This window comes from Enterobacter asburiae, assembly GCF_008080435.1.
Lineage (GTDB): Bacteria > Pseudomonadota > Gammaproteobacteria > Enterobacterales > Enterobacteriaceae > Enterobacter > Enterobacter asburiae_C.
Map to the genome: position 1 here is coordinate 206,415 of NZ_VRKN01000001.1, position 19,178 is coordinate 225,592.

A 19,178-nucleotide genomic window follows, 5' to 3' on the forward strand; every position below is an offset into this window, starting at 1 on the left:
TTCCGGCGAACACCTTTCTTATCTAATCGCTGTTTCAGTTTCAGCGTCGAAGAAATGGCACTTATTCATATCGAACTGAATACCGATATTATCTCCTGCCGCATAATCATTTGCCGCTCCCGCCCGAACAACCAGCTCATGCCCACCGACGGTGGCATAAAGCATGAATTCCGCCCCCGTCAGCTCAGCTACGCTAACCTTCGCCGCAATATCTTCCCGCTGGCTTTGAAGCGTCAAAATATCTTCCGGTCGGATACCAAACACCACCGCTTTGCGCTGATAGCCAGCCGCATTCAGTGCGGCCAGCTTGTCCTCGGGGATTTCCAGACGCAGTGTTTCCGTCACAAAATACCGGTCGTCTAACGCGCCGCGAATGAAGTTCATCGCTGGTGAACCAATAAACCCGGCGACAAACATATTGGCGGGCTCGTTATATACCTGCTTCGGTACCCCCACTTGCTGAATGAAGCCATCCTTCAAAATCACGATACGGGTGGCCATCGTCATCGCTTCCGTCTGATCGTGGGTCACGTAAATCATGGTGGTGTTGAGCTTCTGGTGCAGCTTGCTAATTTCGGCGCGCATCTGTACGCGTAGCTTAGCGTCGAGGTTAGAGAGTGGCTCATCCATCAGGAAGACACCGGCTTCGCGCACTATCGCCCTGCCCAAAGCGACACGCTGGCGCTGACCGCCGGACAACGCGCCAGGCTTACGCTTAAGATACTCACGCAACCCCAGAATTTGTGCCGCCCAGTTAACGCGTTCTTCGATAACCGCAGGCGCAATTTTTTGCATCTTCAGGCCAAACGCCATGTTGTCGTAGACCGTCATATGCGGATAAAGCGCATAGTTCTGGAACACCATCGCGATGTCGCGAGACTTGGCGGGCACGTCGTTCATGCACACCCCGTCAATAATCAGTTCACCCGCGCTGATCTCCTCCAGACCGGCAATCATACGCAGCGTCGTGGATTTACCGCAGCCCGAAGGCCCGACGAAGACGATGAACTCCTTGTCTTCGATTTCGAGATTGAAATCCTTAACCACGTGGACCTGGTTATCATAGATTTTCTGAATGTGTTTCAGAGACAGTTGAGCCATTGTTAATTCCTTATCAATACGTCCGGGATGCCCAAAACTCGGTCAGGCATTTCCAGGTCAGTTCCCGCGTTGAATGAAGTTGTAATCCCGCATGGTTCAGGCCAGATCCAATCCCAACCGATAGCATTCCCGCCGCGTTGATCGCCTCAACGCCTGCAGGTGCATCTTCGATACCAATGGCCTCTTCAGGATGCACATTCAGGCCTGCACAGGCGGCGAGGAAGATCTCCGGGTCTGGCTTCGAACAGACAATGAGGGAAGCATCGGCGCAAAAATCAAAAGCGTGCTGAATGCCCAGGGCATGCAATATGCCAGGGGCATTCAGGGAAACGGAGGCGAGCCCAATTTTGACGTTCTCCGCACGGATATCCGCCAGCACGTCGCGAATACCTGGAAGCAGTGAATCCTGCGTCAGTGACGTCAGAGACTGGACATAGAGCGCATTTTTTTTCGTCGCCAGCGCGAGGCACTGCTCATTGCTAAATGTCCCCTCTTTCCCGCCATGCTTCAGGATGCGCTGGAGGGAATCCATGCGGCTAATGCCCTTCAGCTTTTCGTTAAACACCTCATCGAAGGTGATGCCGATTTCCTCCGCCACTGCACGCCAGGCCAGAAAATGGAGGTGTGCGGTATCGGTGATCACACCGTCCAGATCAAATACAACAGCCTTAAGCGTCATGGTGCCCCTCCGTGGTAGCGGTCCCATTCGCGGATGCAAGAAAGTCCTTATAAGCGCATACCTTCCGCCCCGATACGTGTAGCGTTTTACCCCACAGCGTCAGCGTGGCAGGTGCTGAAGTTTCAATGGTTAAAACCTCGTTTTCATACATGAAGTGCAGCGTTGCGTTCCGCCAGCGCAGGGGGAAAGCAAGTCTTCGCCAGTGGACGGGCAACCTGGGCGCAAGGTGCAGCTCCCCTTCAATAATCTGCATGCCGGCAAATCCCTGAATGACGCCGGACCAGATCGCGCCGGTCGCAGCGGCGTGAATACCGTCATCGCAGCTGTGCTGGTCGTCCCCAAGGTCAATGGCGACGCCATCACGCCAGAAGGCGTAGGCACCAGCGGTGTCACCACAGCGGGCTGTCACAATGCCGTGAATGGCCTTGCTCAGCGAAGAGTCATGGATCGTGCGGGGCTCGTAGAACGCCAGATTGTCGGCACATTGCTGCGGGGTAAACCGCTCCGGCAACAGATAGGTAAGCATCACCACATCAGCCTGCTTAAGGATCTGCATGTCATTCACTTCCGCGCGGGAATAATCGAGCAGAATGGTCTGCTTACCCGCTTTCGCTTTATAGCGGCTCAGGTCAATAGCAGGTTTCGCCATGAAGGTATCATCCTGCGGGATCACGCCGTCTGAATTGGCCTCTGGCAGCCATAAGCGCGTCAGGAACCGTGTGGCATTCTGCGTAAAACCTTCATCCTCGCGCCCAAACATCGCCATAAACTGGCGAGCGCAGGCAACGTTATGCCAGGCGAGATAGTTGGTATAAGCGTTGTTGTTCACATGCTCGGTATATTCGTCCGGTCCGATTACGTCATGGATTTCGAGACGATCATTGATTTCCGTTGTGCGGCCCATCCAGAACGCAGCGGTTTCCATCAGCAGCGTCAGGCCTTCATTCCGCATAAAGGCATCATCGTGTGTCGCCTGCCAGTAAGCGACGACGGCCCAGGCAATGTCCGCCACGATGTGGTGTTCCGCCAGCGCGGAGGCCACCTTCTGGCGCGTGCCGGTTCGGATGTTGATAGCCGCGAACTCCGGCGTCTCTTCCAGGCCGCTGGCGGCACTTTCCCACGGGAACAACGCGCCGGGCCAGCCGTTGCGACGGGCTTTTTCCTGCGCCCCGGCCAGGTTGAGCCAACGATAACGCAGCAGGCTACGGGCGGTTTGGGGACGCGTAAAGAGATGGAAAGGCAGCAGGAAAATTTCGGTATCCCAGAAGACGTGGCCTTTATACCCCTCGCCCGTCAGCCCTTTGGCGGCGATACTGCTTCGTTCGTCATGAGCTGGTGTCATGGTCGTCAAATGCCAGACGGCGTAATCCAGCGCCATCTGATCCTGATATTCCGTAGAGTCCACTTCCACCCGGGCGTCACGCCAGACCTCTTTCCAGGCATACGATGAACTCTCAAGCAACGCATCGTAGCCTCTTGCCGCGCAGACCTTAAGATCGGCCAGCGCGTTATGAGCGAAAGACGCCTGCGACAGTGCTTTATCACTGCGATGTGTCACCCAGACGATTTTCTCAAGCGTGACAGTGTCACCCTTGGCAATCGTCAGCGAATGATGAACGCTAAGACGACGATTTTTGGCGGTGAAACAGCTGTCGCTCTTCGCAGAGAGCTGGCAAAACGCCGAAACAACGACTTCTGACGCACGGTCCTGCGTTTCATACACGCCCTGCATGTATTGCTGATCGAACACTCTGACCGACATTTCATCCAGATGCTGTCTACCGCTGTTCGTTTGCGTTGCATCAATGCCGGTTTTCAGCACGGCCTGCGTGGCGGCATCAAGCGGTGTGATCGCAAGCTGCATGGCCACTAAGGGCAACTGGTCCAGCGATACAAAACGACGACTCTCCAGCCGATAGCGTTTCCCGTCGGGCGAGCGCCAGACGACGCTGCGACGAAGTTCGCCATTGGCAAACGCCAGCTCGCGCTGCCACTCGAGGATTTCGCCTGACAGGAGCGTGAAATTGACGCCATCCAGCTCAACATCAATACCGATGATATCCGGCAGATTGATCAGCTCAGTGGTCTCGTTACGACCCGCCTGATGATAGAGACCCGCAAGATACATGCCTCTGGTTTGCTGGGTGTAATCTTCTTCGTGCGCAGCGCGGATCCCCATGTAGCCATTACCGCAGGCCATGATGGAGGCGTATTTATTCAGGCTGTGTGGACAAAAACCCGGGTCGGTTAATACAGACACGTTTAGCATAACGTCACGCTTTCCCCTGTTTCTGCTGATTCATACAGCGCGGCGACAAGCTGCTGGATAACCAGCCCCTGTTCTGCATCAGCTATCATGACGGGCTCGCCCTGCACATGCCGAACAAAGGCATCCATACTGCGCATATGACGCTGGTCGTCAGCTTCTTCACGCTGCGTGAGGGTCTGTAAAACGCCGGACGCATCGTGGTAAATATGTGCCGGGAAAAGCGTGGCGCCAGCCTTTTCACCGCAGAATGCGACGTTCATAATCGATTGCTCACGGATATTGAGCGCAAACGAGGTGTCCAGACGCAGAATGCCGCCGTTGCAAAATTCAATGGTGCCAAACAGGGCATCCTCAACGGTAAACTGCGTGGGATCCCACTCGCCAAACTGGCCGCTATTTTTACGGTTCCCCAGCCTCTGGAAGCTGTGTGCCGTTACCTTTTTTACTGCCGGGAACCCCAGCACGTACATCGCGGCATCGAGCATATGGATGCCGATATCAATCAGTGGCCCACCGCCCTGTAGCGTTTTGTTGGTAAAGACGCCCCAGCCTGGAACCCCGCAGCGCCGTAGCGCCTGGGCCGTGGTGTAATAAATTTCCCCCAGCGCCCCCTTCATCACAGCCTCACGCAGCAGTTGTGTATCGAGAGCAAAACGATGGTGAAAATCATACGCCAGTACTTTTCCCGCCTTGCGCGCGGCCATGCGCATCCGATCGGCCTCCTGCGGCGTCATAGCAGGCGGTTTTTCACACATCACATGGCAGCCCGCTTCCAGCGCTGCCATGACGTGCTCGAAATGGAACCGGTTAGGCGAACAGACGCTCACCACATCCGGCTTAACCGCCTCGAGCATGTCTTGCGCATCCTGCCATACGGAGGGAATACCATGACGTTCCGCAAACGCCCGAGCCTGTTCAGGATGGCTGTCCATGACAGCCACCATCTGAACATCACTGCGCGTGGCGTAATACGAGGCATGCACTTTATCCGCAACCTGCCCGGCGCCGATGATGGCGACGCGCAGAGGCGAAGGTGTAGAAGCACTCATCACGCTCGTCATCCTTAGCATTCACGCAGATAAGTGAGTGAGTCCTGGTATGCCTGAGCCGGATCCTCGGCGCGAGCACGGCACTCATACACCACGTAACCCTGGTAATTATCCGCACGCAGCTGATCGAACAGGCTGGCAAAATCGAGGCTGCCGCTGCCCGGCTGATAGCGGTGGTTATCCGCGATGTGCACATGGCCCAGCAGATCGCGGTGCTGATGCAGCGCATCCGTCAGCGAGTCTTCTTCGATGTTCATATGATAGAAATCACCGATGATCTGCACATGCTTCAGGTCGTTATCTTCGATATAGCGGCGCGCGTCAGCCAGGGTATTGATCATATGATCCTGATAGCGGTTCAGCGGCTCCAGGTAGACGGTCGTCCCGGTGCGCGCCGCGATTTCATCCAGCCAGCGCAGGGAGGCGCTGACGGCTTTGCGGTCGCCTTCCAGGCTGCGTGGAGAAGTCATTGGCGGCAGACGGAAGGTAAACATGCCCCAGGCAGCAGGCACGATAATGCCCTTGCCGCCCACTTCAGCCAGCGCTTCCAGAATGCGTTCAATCTGCTTTAATCCGTTCAGACGACGTTCTTCGATGAAGTCGCCAATCCAGCCATCGTATCCACCGCAGGCCGTCGTCACCGGCAGACCAGTTGCTTTGATGGCCGCTTTTACGTCGTCGAGGTTTTCTACCAGCAGTCGGCCATCAATTTCGTAGCCATCAAAACCCATTGCTTTGATGTACTCGAATTTCTCCAGGATAGTGCTCGGGAAAAAGGCCTGGTTTTGTGTTGCGATTTTCATAATTTGCTCTCCTTGGCTTAAAAAGTGACGCCCATTTTGATACTGAGTTCCGGGTGCTGATCGACATACGTCATATAGCTTTCCGGGCTGGTGGTGAAGGTCACGACCGGGTCGATCAGATCGTCACAATCCAGATAGCCGTTCATCAGCAGTTCCCAGCAGGTCTCTTCAATACGCTTGCGGTTCCAGCGCGGGTAATCCGGGTTGGGTTCACTGCAGGCGCGGGAGAAGACAATCTTCGCGTTATTGAAATGCGCTTCGCGGCCAAGGTTAAAGCCTTCCGCGAACGGTTTTGCGAAGGCTACGTAGGAGATGGTGCCACCGTAGGCGAGTCCGCGCAGCGCGGACTGCAGCGCATCTGCGAAGCCGCTGGTTTCGATGATCACGTCCGCGCCCTGCTTCCCGGTCAGCTTTTTGATTTCCAGACCGACATCAGTGCCGATTGGATTCAGACAGTGGTCTGCCCCATGACGACGGGCGATCTCACAGCGGTGTTCGATAGGGTCGACGCCGATGACGATTGACGCACCGGCTTTTTTGGCCAACTGGATAGCAATCTGCCCAATCGCACCCAGTCCCACCACGACCACAAAATCGCCGACCCGCACGTTGGCATCACGCACGCCGCTCATGGCGAACTGCGCTGGATCGTAGCAAACGGCGTTTTTCCAGGAGGCACCCTGCGGCATTTTGCGCAGCTTGTAGTTATTAACCGCGTTAACGATCACCGTTTCCTGCAGCGGTGCGTAGCAGCAGACGCTGTCGCCAATCTGGTATTCAGTGACGTCATCACCGCATTCGATAATGTCGCCAACCACCATATTGCCAAGCTGGAACTTACCGAATTCGATACCGCGCGCGGCACCCTCTTCACGCGGGGTAAACATCTGCCACTCTGCGTTGAACTCTTCATCAATAAACGGGCTTGCCGCGCGGAAATCCACCACTTCGGTACCGTGTTTCGGCGCACCAAAGCGGGCGCGAATTTTCACTTCATGGACGGCAACCGGACGATCTTCATATTCCACCAGCGCCGCCACACGAGGCGCTGTCGCAACTAATTTTTTCATGACTGACTCCTTGTTAAAATTGGCCGCCTCAGCCCTTCACGCCACCGGCGGTCAAACCACTTTTAATAAAACGTTCAGACAGGGCGTACATGATGACCACCGGAAGCGCCGTCACCAGCGATGCCGCCATCATGCGACCCCAGATATAATCTGGCGTGCTAAAGAGCGTGTTCAGCCCGACCGGCAAGGTGAAATTGCTGGCGCTGGACAGGAAAATGGACGCAAACAGGTAGTCGTTCCACGCCACCATGAAGCAGTAGACAAACACCGATACGAGGCCGGAAATCGCCAGCGGCACGGTGATGCGAAAGATGATTTGCAGGCGGTTAAGGCCGTCCATCATCGCGGCTTCTTCGATTTCGTCCGGGATGGTGTCGAAATAGCTGCGCAGCATGAACACCGCTGTCGGTAACGTTTGGGTCACCATGGTGATAATCAGCGCCATCTCAGTGTCGTAGATCCCAAGAGCAGTGATGATTTTGAACAGCGGCACCACCAGCAATATCCCGGAGAACATATAGACGGTATAAAAACTCGCATTGATCGTCGTGCGGCCCTTAAAACGCAGTTTGGACAAGGCGTAAGCCCCCAGCGTGCCGAGAAACACGGCAATCACCGAGGAGGTCAGCGACACCACCATGCTGTTTTTGAAGTAGTCCACAAACGGGAAAATCAGCGGGTTAAAGATGTCGACGTAATGCTGCAGCGTCCACGCCTGCGGCAATATGGTCGGGTTAAGCGATATCGCCTCTTTCGCACTCTTAAACGACGTCATTAGCATCACGAAGAACGGGAACAGCGTGATGACCAGAAACACCGCCAGCCCCAGATAAAAACCAATACGGCTCAGTACGCGTTTATTTGTTGCCATTGAGGTTTACCCTTTTTCTGGTCAGCAGAATCACCGCGAAGATGATTACGAACAGCACGACGGAGATCGCCGCAGCTTTACCCAAATCATTGAAAGCGAATGCCGTTTTGTAGAGGTAGACGCCCAAAATATCGACCTTGGTCGTCAACAGGTAGACATCCGCAAACATGTAGAACATCCAGATAGTGCGGAGCGTCACCACCGTTGCCAGCACCGGCATAATCGCGGGCAGCGTAACGATTCGAAAACGCTGCCAGGCATTCGCGCCGTCCATTTCAGCCGCTTCATACAGCGACTTATCAATGGTCTGCAATATCGCCAGGAACGAAATGAACGCGTACGGGAAGTAACGCCAGATGGCGAACAGCACCACCAGTACAAAGCTGCTGCCAGGATTGTCGAACCACAGGGGTGCCTGCTCATACAGATGCAGCAGGTCAACGCCCAGATAGTTCACAATGCCGTAGCCGTTGTTGAACATGTATTTCCATGCAAACACCAGCGAAATTGACGGGGTGACGTAGGACAAAATCACCAGTGAACGTGCCGTTTTCCGCATACGAAATTCACGGTTAAAGAAGATCGCAACAGCCAGCCCCAACCCCGTACTGCCGATCACCACCAGCGCGGTGTACCAGAACGTCATCCACAGCGAGTGCCAGAATGCTGCATCACTGAGGATGCGAATGTAATTATCCAGCCCGACAAACACAGCGCTAATGCGCGGGTTAAGCGGCAGTCGTAAGAAACTGATTTCAATATTGGAAATCATTGGCCAGGCCACCAGGCCCCCCAGCAAAATCAGGCTGGGGGCCAACAGCAGCATGGCGAAAGGCATATCTGAACGACCAGAAAACAACGTCTTCATAATTTCCTTCCGCAGAGCGCTCCTATCGTTGTGAAATCAGATCAGCCAGTCGCTTCTGGCTGTCGCTAAGCGTGTTGCTGAGATCTTGTTTCCCCACCGTGACGTTATGCACCATGGAACTGATGATGCCGGACCCGGTTACATCGCCCATGCGTGTGAAGTTTTTGTCGCCCACGGCGCCAAACACCTGCACGTTCGGGAACTGCGCAATCAGTTCGTAAGGCAGTTGCCCAAACGCTTTAATCACATCGTTGTTTTTCCAGGCATCGGTGCCCACCACCAGCTTATTCACCGGCAGTGCCGCGCCAGGTGACATCATGACCCAGTCGGTTGCGTTTTGAGCCTGCTCCATCCAGGTCACAAACTTTTCAGCCGCCTGCGTTTCATCTTCGGTTTGACCGGTGGTGATCGTCAGCGACGTGACCATGCCGTAAACCGCAGAAGATGTTTCTGTTGGGACGACGAAGCCCAGGTTTGCAGGGTTTCCGTCCTGGAATACCGCTGGCAGGATGTAGGTGGAGTAGACCGCCATCGGCGCAGAACCGTTCATGAAGGCATCTTTGATCTCCATGACGTCGTTTGAACCCGGCATGGTGGTCGCGGCCAGGGCTTTATAAAACGCCAGGGCTTTCGCCATTTCAGGGGTATCGATGTCGACGTTCCCTTTGGCATCAAAAACGTTCGCGCCGCCGGAAAGGGCAAACTGGGAGAATGCCTGCTCTGTCATCACGCTTTCCGCGGTGGGCAGCGCAATGCCGTAATGTTTTTTGGCCGGGTCGTTAAGGTTCTGGCTGGCTTTCAGCAGCTGTTCCCAGTTACGTGGCTCCTGGATACCCGCCGCAGCAAGCACATCTTTGTGATACCAGACGCCGGATAGCCAGGCACTGACTGGCACACCCGTCCAGGCAGAACCGTCTTCCGTACGAACAACACGCAAGATGCCGTCATAGAAGGTGTTTTCACCTACCGCTTTAATGGCTTCACCAATAGCTTTGCGATCCAGCAACTGTTCCTTGTCCATGACTTTCGCGTAGTCATGGCTGACTTCAATCACCTCAGGCAGCGCGCCCGTTCTGGCGAGCGTAATGACCTTGGTGTTGTAGGCATCTTCTTCTACCGGCACCTGTTTCACCGTGATGCCAGGGTTCTCTTTCTCGAATTTTTCGATCAGCTTCGTGATAACCGCCTGACGCTCCTGCTCGACTGATGAGTGCATAAACTCAATGGTGACAGCAGACTTTTTGTCATCCTTGCAACCTGATAACAAGGCGCACGAAACCAGTGCTGATATCAGCACAATTCTGGGCATTTTCATTTTTAAGGTCCTTTTTAGTTTTCTTTAATCCACAACACCTGCCATGGATGTAGGGTCAACGTTTTATCTGTAATATCTTCTCCGGCAATCAACTCCGTTCCGGATTGAATATCAGTTTGCACCGTTTGAATGCCATCACTGAAATTAAATAGCGCCGTTATTTTCTCACCAGACCCCGCCACGCGAACGATTTTTAAAACATGTTCGCATGGCGCACTAAAATAAGCCTCGCTGTCAGGATGGAATGCTTTTTCCGCCCGACGCAGCGCGATTAACTGGCTTAATGCGCAATAGATCTGAGAACGCAGACTGTTTTTATCTTCAAGTACGCTATCAATTTGTCCCGCAGTGTATTTTTCACGATTTATCGCGCGGTTGTATCCCAGGCGTTCAACACCTGCATAATCATTACGCGAGCCGAGAATACTCTGGATATAAACCGCAGGCACGCCGGGGAAGCTCAGGAGGACGGCATGCGCCAGAATAAATCGGGAAATCCGATGGCTATCAAGGCTGTCACGCGTACTTAATGCATCCAGATAGGTCACATTAATTTCATAAGGACTGCGTGTACCATCCGGGTTATTTTTCCAGTTAACCAATGCCCCTTCAGCCTGAAGTTTCTCCACCAGTGAGAGGATTTCCGACTCAGGTAAAATGCCGCGTAACGGATTCAGACCAATCCCGTCATGCGAGGCCAGGAAGTTAAACCAGGTGGTTTTCGTGGAAGGCAGCGTCAGCGACGCTGCCCACTGGCTCAGCGTCCGGACGTCCTGACAATGCACCGCATGCAGCACCAGCGGGGGCAAAGAGAACTGATAAACCATCTGCGCTTCATTTTCACCGTCGCCGAAGTAAGCAACGTTATCTTTATGCGGAACGTTCGTCTCGGTGATAATCACCGTCCCCGGGGCGACAGCCTCGGTAATGGCGCGGAAAAGCTGGATGAGCTGGTGGGTTTGCTCAAGGTGGATGCAGTTTGTTCCGGGTATTTTCCACATGAAGCCCACAGCATCCAGACGAATGTATCGCGCCCCTTCAATCAGGTAATGCAGCAGCACGTCCACCATCGCAATCAACACCTGCGGAGAGGCGAAGTTGAGATCAACCTGGTCCTCACTGAAGGTGGTCCACAGGTGCCGCACGCTGCCATCATTCAGCGTGAAAGGCGTAAGAAGCGGTAAGGCACGCGGACGCGTCACCGCGGATAAGTCTGTTTCAGGATCGACAGAAATAAAGAAATCGTCATACCCAGGCGTTTGCTTAAGGTAATTAGCGAACCATTTGCTTTTGGCTGACATGTGGTTGCATACGAAATCAAACATTAAACTGGTTGACTGTTTTAATTCAGCAACATCTCGCCATGTACCCGTTTCAGGTGCAACCTCATGATAATCAATAACAGAAAACCCGTCGTCCGAAGACCACGGATAAAAAGGTAAAAGATGGACATGAGAAAAAGAATGAGAGAGCCATTTGTTATAAAAACGTGTAAAAACCGGCAGCGCCTTCTCCCCTTTCGCTGAAAACTGATCGGCATAGGTAATCAGAACAACATCTTTTTCATCCCAGGCCGTTTTACGTTTTTCTGTAATAACAGAAGCGGCCTTTCCAATATTTTCCAGTAGCACATTAAGATGGGCTTCAGAAAAGGTTTCCCCGTAAACAAGATTAATGAGTTCTTTAATTTTTGCCTTCATTTCATTTTCCATGGTAGCGGTCCCACGAAATGGCAATCTACTCCCATGAAAAATATCTGTCAACGGACCGGGAAGGAGAAAAAGGTGATTGCAAAGCAGCTCAGCACAATATTGTGAGCTGCCGCAAAGAAAGAACGGGGAAAAGAGAAAATGCGATTAACCGTCGCCAGTCCCTCTCCCGGAAGGGAAAGGGCTAACGCCAGCGGGAATTATTGGGATAAGTAGCGGCGGGAAAGCCGTTTTGCCACCTTTTGCAACAGCGGTTCGAGCGCCACGGCCAGCACCATTCTGACCGGCTTGCGGGCAACGGATTTAATCGCCCAACCCGCCACACCTGCCGGGCCGAACCGTAACGCAGTCAGCAGGACCAGTTTACCTGCGATTTTCAGGCCGGGTTTTACCTTCTGACCGGCCTGTTGCCAGTGTTGTTTCATCTCATCTCTCTCTTAAAGCTGACGAAAACGACTTCTCAGCGTAAAGGTATCCGACGTGACATAGCGTTCCATTTCCCGTAGCCGCTTCTCACCGGCGGCGAGTTGCTCATCAACGGCATTGAGAAGATCGCTGCTGGTGGGGGCACCCTCCGCAGCCAGTTCCCCTTCCGGCATCGGGTCAAGGACAAACGACAGGACGATGTATGCCACCAGGGTAATAAACGCCAGACCGAAGAAGATCGATAGCACCGCGACCACGCGCACCAGTTTTACCGGGACATCAAGATAATGGGCCAGTCCGGCACAAACGCCGCGCACCATGCCCTGCTGTGGAATACGCCACAATTTTTTGTTCAGATTCAGTCCAGACATTAACGGTCCCTCCAGTTTGGATGTTCAGCATCCAGGATGGCTTCCAGCGCCTGAATGCGCTCGCGCATTTTGTTCGCCTCATCAGAGAGCTGTACCAGACGCTGTTGTTCACTCTGGGAAAGTTCGCCCCGTGAAGAACGGTTGCTGTAGTGCAGCCACAGCCAAATCGGCAAAACGAACAGCACGAAAATTGTCAGGGGAATGGCCAGAAAAAGCGCGCTCATGTGTACTCCTTGTCTTACGATGCGGCACGCTCAGGTGCCGCAGGAATTATTATTGGTTGTCTTGTTTCATTTTGGCTTTCAGTGCCGCCAGCTGTTCGCTGATTTCATCATCGGCCTTCAGGTCTGCGAACTGTTGATCCAGCGATTTCTGCTTACCGATGCCGTGGCTTTCGGCTTCCGCTTCCATCTGGTCGATACGACGTTCAAACGATTCAAAACGCGCCATCGCTTCATCCAGCTTACCGCTGTCCAGTTGACGACGCACGTCGCGGGAAGAGCTTGCTGCCTGGTGACGCAGGGTCAGCGCCTGCTGACGCGCGCGGGTCTCGCTCAGCTTGTTTTCCAGCTCACCAATCTCTTTCTTCATACGGGTGAGCGTGTCATCCACCAGGGTCACTTCATGCTCAAGCGTAGCGACCATATCAGCCAGCTTCTGTTTTTCGATCAGCGCCGCACGGGCCAGATCCTCTTTGTCTTTGCGCAGCGCAAGTTCCGCTTTTTCCTGCCATTCGTTCAGCTGAGCGGTAGCTTGTTCAATACGACGCGTAAGCTGTTTTTTCTCCGCCAGCGCGCGGGCGGAGGTAGAACGCACTTCAACCAGCGTGTCTTCCATCTCCTGAATCATCAGACGTACCAGCTTCTGCGGATCTTCCGCTTTCTCAAGCAGTGAGTTGATGTTGGCGTTCACGATGTCGGCAAAACGAGAAAAAATACCCATAATCTAATCCTCATAGTTCTGTTATCGGGCTATGCCCTGCTGTACAGATAATACAAACATCATGCCAACTTTTTATCTTGTTGATTTCACTGAGACTGATTGATTTTCATCCAGTGAAGAACTATTCTTGCCTGGTGAATATCGCTAAGGAGTGGTTAATTTCATCATGCCTGGATACAAAGACAATTTACTCGGTGAAGCAAACAGTTTTCTCGAAGTGCTGGAACAGGTCTCTCGCCTGGCGCCGCTCAATAAACCGGTGCTCATCATCGGTGAACGCGGAACGGGGAAGGAGCTGATAGCTAACCGTCTGCATTACTTATCCGGGCGCTGGGATGGCCCCTTCATTTCCCTTAACTGTGCGGCGCTGAATGAAAACCTGCTCGATACCGAGCTCTTCGGCCATGAAGCGGGCGCGTTTACCGGTGCCCAGAAACGCCATCCCGGACGCTTTGAGCGCGCCGACGGCGGTACGCTATTTCTTGATGAACTGGCCACCGCGCCCATGCTGGTACAGGAAAAACTGCTGCGCGTGATTGAGTACGGCGAGCTGGAACGCGTCGGCGGTAGCCAGCCGCTGCAGGTTAACGTGCGCCTGGTGTGTGCCACTAACGCCAACCTGCCGGAGATGGTGGCGGAGGAGAAATTCCGTGCCGACCTGCTTGACCGCCTGGCCTTTGATGTCGTTCAGCTTCCTCCCCTGCGCGAGCGAAAAAGCGACATCATGCTGCTGGCAGAACAGTTTGCGATTCAGATGTGCCGCGAGCTCGGGCTGCCGCTGTTCCCCGGCTTCAGCGATTATGCCCAGGAAACGCTGCTTGCTTACCACTGGCCGGGAAATATCCGCGAACTGAAAAACGTCGTGGAGCGTTCCGTCTATCGCCACGGCAGCAGCGAGACCGAGCTTGACAACATCATTATCGATCCTTTTCGACGCAGCGCAGCGCCGCTGTCCGCACCAACGTCTTCAGGCGATGTCCCTACTCTCCCCCTTGATTTACGCCAGTTCCAGAACGACCAGGAGAAACAGTTGCTGGAGCAAAGCCTGAAGACGGCGAAATATAACCAGAAACGGGCGGCTGAACTGCTGGGTCTGACCTACCATCAGTTAAGGGCATTGCTTAAAAAGCATCAAATGCGCTGACAATATCAGCACTTACCTGCAGACATTTTTACGAAGCAGGCGTAAGTGCGATACACTTTGCAGATCGAATCTAAAAACCTTAAAAATTATGCGTCTGGTTTTATCGTCCTTTTTTGCACTCGGTCTGTTTAGCAGCCTGGCCTTTGCTGCGCCCGGGCAAATTCCGCAGCCTGACATTCGTGACAGCGGCTTCGTCTATTGCGTAAGCGGCCAGGTGGATACCTTCAACCCGCAAAAAGCGGGCAGCGGCCTGATTGTGGATACTCTTGCCGCGCAGCTTTACGATCGTCTGCTTGACGTCGACCCTTACACCTACCGTCTGGTGCCTGAGCTTGCGGAAAGCTGGGAAGTGCTGGATAACGGCGCAACCTACCGTTTTCATCTGCGCGATGACGTCGCGTTTCAGCGCACACCGTGGTTTACCCCCACGCGCAAGCTAAACGCGGATGACGTGGTCTTCACCTTCCAGCGCATCTTTAACCGCAGCCACCCGTGGCATAACGTTAACGGCAGCAACTTCCCCTATTTCGACAGCCTGCAGTTTGCCGACACCGTCAAAAGCGTGCGTAAGCTGGATAACCGAACGGTAGAATTTACCCTGACGCGTCCGGATGCCTCCTTCCTCTGGCACCTGGCGACCCACTATGCGTCAGTCATGTCCGCTGAATATGCGGCGAACCTGACGAAAAAAGATCGTCAGGAGTTACTCGATCGTCAGCCGGTCGGCACCGGTCCGTTCCAGCTGGCCGAATACCGCGCCGGGCAATATATTCGTCTGCAGCGCCATGAGCATTTCTGGCGCGGCACCCCGCTGATGCCGCAGGTGGTGGTCGATCTCGGTTCAGGCGGAACAGGACGTCTGTCGAAACTGCTCACCGGGGAATGTGACGTGCTCGCCTGGCCCGCTGCCAGCCAGCTCACCATTTTGCGCGACGATCCGCGCCTGCGTCTGACCTTACGCCCCGGTATGAATATCGCTTATCTGGCCTTTAACACGGATAAGCCGCCGTTGAATAACCCTGCCGTTCGTCACGCTCTGGCGCTGGCGATTAACAACCAGCGTTTGATGCAGTCGATCTACTACGGTACGGCGGAAACCGCCGCCTCAATTTTACCGCGCGCCTCGTGGGCCTATGACGGTGAGGCTAAAATTACGGAATACAATCCGGCAAAAGCGCGTGAACAGCTGAAAGCGCTGGGGGCGGAAAACCTGACGCTGCAGCTTTGGGTGCCAACCAGTTCCCAGGCGTGGAACCCCAGCCCGCTCAAGACTGCCGAACTGCTGCAGGCGGATATGGCGCAGATCGGCGTCAAAGTGATCATCGTACCGGTTGAGGGCCGTTTCCAGGAGGCGCGCCTGATGGACATGAACCATGATTTAACCCTGACCGGCTGGGCGACCGACAGTAACGATCCGGACAGCTTCTTCCGGCCGCTACTGAGCTGTGCGGCGATAAACTCGCAGACCAACTACGCCCACTGGTGTAACCGGGAGTTTGACGCCGTGCTGCAAAAAGCGCTGGCTTCCCAACAGCTGGCCTCACGTATCGACGCCTATGATGAAGCGCAGAAGATCCTTGCCCAGGAACTGCCGGTGCTGCCGCTGGCCTCTTCCCTGCGTCTTCAGGCCTATCGTTATGATATTAAAGGTCTGGTGCTGAGCCCGTTCGGCAACGCCTCGTTCGCCGGCGTGTCGCGTGAAAAAGAACAAGAGGTGAAAAAACCATGATTATTTTTACCTTACGTCGGCTCCTTTTGCTGCTGGTGACGCTCTTTTTCCTGAACTTTGTCGGCTTCAGCCTGAGCTATTTCACGCCCCACGCCCCGCTCCAGGGGTCGTCGCTGTGGGATGCCTGGCTCTTCTGGTTTAACGGGCTACTGCACTGGGATTTCGGCGTGTCCAGCATTAACGGTCAGCTGATTTCCCAGCAGCTGAAAGAGGTGTTCCCGGCCACGATGGAGCTGTGCATTCTGGCCTTCGGCTTTGCTCTGATGGTTGGCATTCCCGTGGGCATGCTGGCCGGGATCTATCGCAACAAATGGCAGGATAAGTTTATCAGCGCCCTCGCCCTGTTCGGCTTCTCCATCCCGGTATTCTGGCTGGCGCTTCTGTTGACGCTTTTCTTCTCGCTGACGATGGGCTGGCTGCCGGTTTCGGGTCGTTTTGACCTGCTCTATACGGTTAAAACGGTGACGGGTTTTGCCATCATTGACGCGTGGCTGTCCGATTCGGTGTGGCGCCACGAGATGATCGTCAGCGCCCTGCGCCATATGGTATTGCCGGTGCTGACGCTGGCGGTTGCGCCAACAACCGAAGTGATCCGCCTGATGCGCCTGAGCACCATTGAGGTGTTTGACCAGAACTATGTCAAAGCCGCCGCCACGCGCGGGTTGTCACGCCTGACCATACTGCGCCGCAACGTCCTGCACAACGCGCTGCCGCCGGTGATTCCGCGTCTGGGATTGCAGTTTTCCACCATGCTGACGCTGGCAATGATCACCGAGATGGTCTTTAGCTGGCCTGGCCTCGGGCGATGGCTGATTAACGCCATCCGCCAGCAGGACTACGCCGCTATTTCTGCGGGTGTCATGGTGATTGGTTCGCTGGTGATTATTGTTAACGTGTTGTCCGATATTCTGGGTGCTATGGCCAACCCATTGAAGCATAAGGAATGGTATGCCTTACGATAGCGTATACAGTGAAAAGCGCACGCCCGGTGTGCTGCGCACCGTGTGGCGTAAATTCTATGGTGATACTACGGCAATGATCGGCCTTTATGGCTGCGCCGGCCTGGTGTTGCTGTGCGTCTTCGGCTCATGGTTTGCGCCGTATGGCATCGACCAGCAGTTCCTTGGCTATCAGCTGCTGCCGCCGTCCTGGTCGCGCTACGGCGAAGTCTCTTTCTTCCTGGGAACTGACGACCTCGGACGTGACGTGTTGAGCCGTCTGCTGAGCGGTGCAGCCCCGACAGTGGGCGGTGCATTTGTGGTGACGCTCGCGGCAACGATCTGTGGGGTGGCGCTCGGTATTTTTGCGGGATCCACGCATGGCCTGCGCTCCGCGGTGCTTAACCACATTCTGGATACGCTGCTGTCGATTCCGTCTCTGCTGCTGGCGATCATTGTTGTTGCCTTTGCCGGTCCGCATCTGTCGCATGCCATGTTCGCCGTCTGGCTGGCTATCCTGCCCCGCATCGTGCGCTCGGTATACAGCATGGTGCATGATGAGCTGGAAAAAGAGTATGTCGTCGCAGCGCGTCTGGACGGCGCGACGACCTCCAACATTCTGTGGTTTGCCGTGCTGCCTAACATCGCCGCCGGGCTGGTCACTGAGATCACCCGTGCCCTGTCGATGGCGATCCTGGACATCGCTGCACTCGGCTTCCTCGACCTTGGTGCGCAGCTGCCGTCGCCTGAATGGGGTGCAATGCTCGGCGACGCGCTGGAGTTAATCTACGTAGCACCGTGGACGGTCATGCTGCCGGGTGCGGCCATTATGGTGAGCGTGCTGCTGATCAACCTGCTGGGCGACGGTATTCGCCGTGCAATTAACGCGGGGGAGCAATAATGCCGCTTCTTGATATTCGCAACCTCACCATCGAATTCAAAACCGGTGAAGGCTGGGTTAAAGCCGTCGATCGCATCAGCATCACCCTCGCGGAGGGTGAAATTCGCGGGCTGGTGGGTGAATCCGGCTCAGGAAAAAGCCTGATTGCCAAAGCTATCTGCGGCGTGGCGAAAGACAACTGGCGCGTGACCGCAGACCGTATGCGTTTTGATGATATCGATCTGCTGCGCCTCTCCCCCCGCGAGCGGCGTAAGCTGGTCGGGCATAACGTCTCGATGATTTTCCAGGAGCCGCAGTCCTGTCTCGACCCGTCCGAACGCGTGGGCAAACAGCTCATGCAGAACATTCCCGGCTGGACCTATAAAGGCCGCTGGTGGCAACGCGTTGGCTGGCGTAAGCGTCGTGCCATCGAGCTTTTACACCGCGTCGGGATCAAAGATCACAAAGATGCGATGCGCAGCTTCCCTTATGAGCTGACCGACGGCGAATGTCAGAAAGTGATGATTGCCATCGCGCTGGCAAATCAGCCGCGTTTGCTGATTGCGGATGAGCCCACCAACGCGATGGAACCCACCACGCAGGCGCAAATTTTCCGCCTGCTGTCGCGTCTCAACCAGAATAACAACACCACCATTTTGCTGATCAGCCATGACCTGCAAATGCTCAGCAAATGGGCGGATAAAATTGACGTGATGTACTGCGGGCAAACGGTCGAAACCGCGCCGAGTGAAGATCTGATCAACGCGCCGCATCATCCGTATACGCAGGCGCTTATCCGCGCCATTCCGGATTTTGGCAGCGCTATGCCGCATAAGAGCCGCCTGAATACCCTGCCAGGGGCGATTCCGCTGCTGGAATCCTTGCCGATAGGCTGTCGTCTGGGGCCGCGGTGCCCTTATGCGCAGCGTAAATGTATCGAGACGCCACGCCTGACCGGGGCCAAAAATCATCTTTACGCCTGTCATTTCCCGCTGAACATGGAGAGAGAGTGAA

General features: G+C 54.8%; 19 protein-coding genes. 5 read left to right on the forward strand and 14 right to left on the reverse strand.

The features are described from left to right. Nucleotides 1-18: 18 nt before the first annotated feature. From FU672_RS00955 to pspA, 14 genes are all read right to left on the reverse strand, one after another. Entirely contained in the window at nt 19-1,101 is a 1,083-nt protein-coding gene (locus FU672_RS00955) for an ABC transporter ATP-binding protein (RefSeq protein ID WP_148241813.1), read from the reverse strand. Between the two features lie 13 nt (nt 1,102-1,114). Then, nucleotides 1,115-1,780, reverse strand: a complete 666-nt coding sequence (gene pgmB / locus FU672_RS00960) for a beta-phosphoglucomutase (RefSeq protein WP_148241814.1) — start codon at nt 1,778-1,780, stop codon at nt 1,115-1,117. Beyond that, nucleotides 1,770-4,049: a glycoside hydrolase family 65 protein gene (locus tag FU672_RS00965; RefSeq protein ID WP_148241815.1), complete on the reverse strand. Its 2,280-nt coding sequence runs from the start codon at nt 4,047-4,049 to the stop codon at nt 1,770-1,772. The genes pgmB and FU672_RS00965 overlap by 11 nt, the downstream gene beginning before the upstream one ends. After that, complete coding sequence (gene ycjS / locus FU672_RS00970) at nt 4,043-5,101, reverse strand: D-glucoside 3-dehydrogenase (RefSeq protein WP_148241816.1); 1,059 nt, start codon at nt 5,099-5,101, stop codon at nt 4,043-4,045. Before ycjS ends, FU672_RS00965 begins: the two co-directional genes overlap by 7 nt. Before the next feature lie 11 nt (nt 5,102-5,112). Beyond that, nucleotides 5,113-5,901: a 3-dehydro-D-guloside 4-epimerase gene (gene ycjR, locus FU672_RS00975; RefSeq protein ID WP_148241817.1), complete on the reverse strand. Its 789-nt coding sequence runs from the start codon at nt 5,899-5,901 to the stop codon at nt 5,113-5,115. A gap of 17 nt (nt 5,902-5,918) precedes the next feature. Further along, nucleotides 5,919-6,971: a D-guloside 3-dehydrogenase gene (gene ycjQ, locus FU672_RS00980; RefSeq protein WP_148241818.1), complete on the reverse strand. Its 1,053-nt coding sequence runs from the start codon at nt 6,969-6,971 to the stop codon at nt 5,919-5,921. Nucleotides 6,972-6,999: 28 nt separating this feature from the next. Further along, nucleotides 7,000-7,842 (reverse strand): carbohydrate ABC transporter permease, encoded by an 843-nt coding sequence (locus tag FU672_RS00985; RefSeq protein ID WP_148241819.1) that lies wholly within the window; start codon nt 7,840-7,842, stop codon nt 7,000-7,002. After that, nucleotides 7,829-8,710 (reverse strand): carbohydrate ABC transporter permease, encoded by an 882-nt coding sequence (locus tag FU672_RS00990; RefSeq protein WP_148241820.1) that lies wholly within the window; start codon nt 8,708-8,710, stop codon nt 7,829-7,831. The genes FU672_RS00985 and FU672_RS00990 overlap by 14 nt, the downstream gene beginning before the upstream one ends. A gap of 22 nt (nt 8,711-8,732) precedes the next feature. Continuing rightward, on the reverse strand, nt 8,733-10,025 hold the full coding sequence (locus FU672_RS00995) for an ABC transporter substrate-binding protein (protein WP_148241821.1): 1,293 nt from the start codon (nt 10,023-10,025) through the stop codon (nt 8,733-8,735). Nucleotides 10,026-10,039: 14 nt separating this feature from the next. Next, entirely contained in the window at nt 10,040-11,737 is a 1,698-nt protein-coding gene (locus FU672_RS01000; RefSeq protein ID WP_148241822.1) for a sugar phosphorylase, read from the reverse strand. A 197-nt stretch (nt 11,738-11,934) separates the two neighbouring features. Then, complete coding sequence (gene pspD / locus FU672_RS01005; protein ID WP_023312043.1) at nt 11,935-12,159, reverse strand: phage shock protein PspD; 225 nt, start codon at nt 12,157-12,159, stop codon at nt 11,935-11,937. 12 nt (nt 12,160-12,171) lie between these two features. Further along, complete coding sequence (gene pspC / locus FU672_RS01010) at nt 12,172-12,531, reverse strand: envelope stress response membrane protein PspC (protein WP_023312044.1); 360 nt, start codon at nt 12,529-12,531, stop codon at nt 12,172-12,174. Further along, entirely contained in the window at nt 12,531-12,755 is a 225-nt protein-coding gene (pspB, locus tag FU672_RS01015; RefSeq protein WP_023312045.1) for an envelope stress response membrane protein PspB, read from the reverse strand. Before pspB ends, pspC begins: the two co-directional genes overlap by 1 nt. Nucleotides 12,756-12,804: 49 nt before the next feature. Further along, the gene (gene pspA / locus FU672_RS01020; RefSeq protein ID WP_023617933.1) at nt 12,805-13,473 is read right to left on the reverse strand and encodes a phage shock protein PspA; all 669 of its coding nucleotides are present in this window, start codon (nt 13,471-13,473) and stop codon (nt 12,805-12,807) included. Nucleotides 13,474-13,639: 166 nt separating this feature from the next. Between pspA and pspF the strand changes: the two genes are divergently transcribed. From pspF to sapD, 5 genes are all read left to right on the forward strand, one after another. Further along, nucleotides 13,640-14,617 (forward strand): phage shock protein operon transcriptional activator, encoded by a 978-nt coding sequence (pspF, locus tag FU672_RS01025; RefSeq protein ID WP_148241823.1) that lies wholly within the window; start codon nt 13,640-13,642, stop codon nt 14,615-14,617. Nucleotides 14,618-14,705: 88 nt separating this feature from the next. Further along, nucleotides 14,706-16,346 carry an ABC transporter substrate-binding protein SapA gene (gene sapA, locus FU672_RS01030; protein ID WP_148241824.1) on the forward strand — a complete coding sequence of 547 codons (1,641 nt, stop codon included), beginning with the start codon at nt 14,706-14,708 and terminating at the stop codon, nt 16,344-16,346. Then, nucleotides 16,343-17,308, forward strand: coding sequence for a putrescine export ABC transporter permease SapB (gene sapB, locus FU672_RS01035; protein WP_024907137.1), 966 nt, complete (start codon nt 16,343-16,345; stop codon nt 17,306-17,308). The genes sapA and sapB overlap by 4 nt, the downstream gene beginning before the upstream one ends. Continuing rightward, a complete protein-coding gene (gene sapC / locus FU672_RS01040) occupies nt 17,295-18,185 on the forward strand; it encodes a putrescine export ABC transporter permease SapC (protein ID WP_148241825.1) in 891 nt (296 codons plus the stop codon). Before sapB ends, sapC begins: the two co-directional genes overlap by 14 nt. Further along, nucleotides 18,185-19,177: a putrescine export ABC transporter ATP-binding protein SapD gene (gene sapD, locus FU672_RS01045; protein WP_023335931.1), complete on the forward strand. Its 993-nt coding sequence runs from the start codon at nt 18,185-18,187 to the stop codon at nt 19,175-19,177. The genes sapC and sapD overlap by 1 nt, the downstream gene beginning before the upstream one ends. Nucleotide 19,178: the final 1 nt, after the last annotated feature.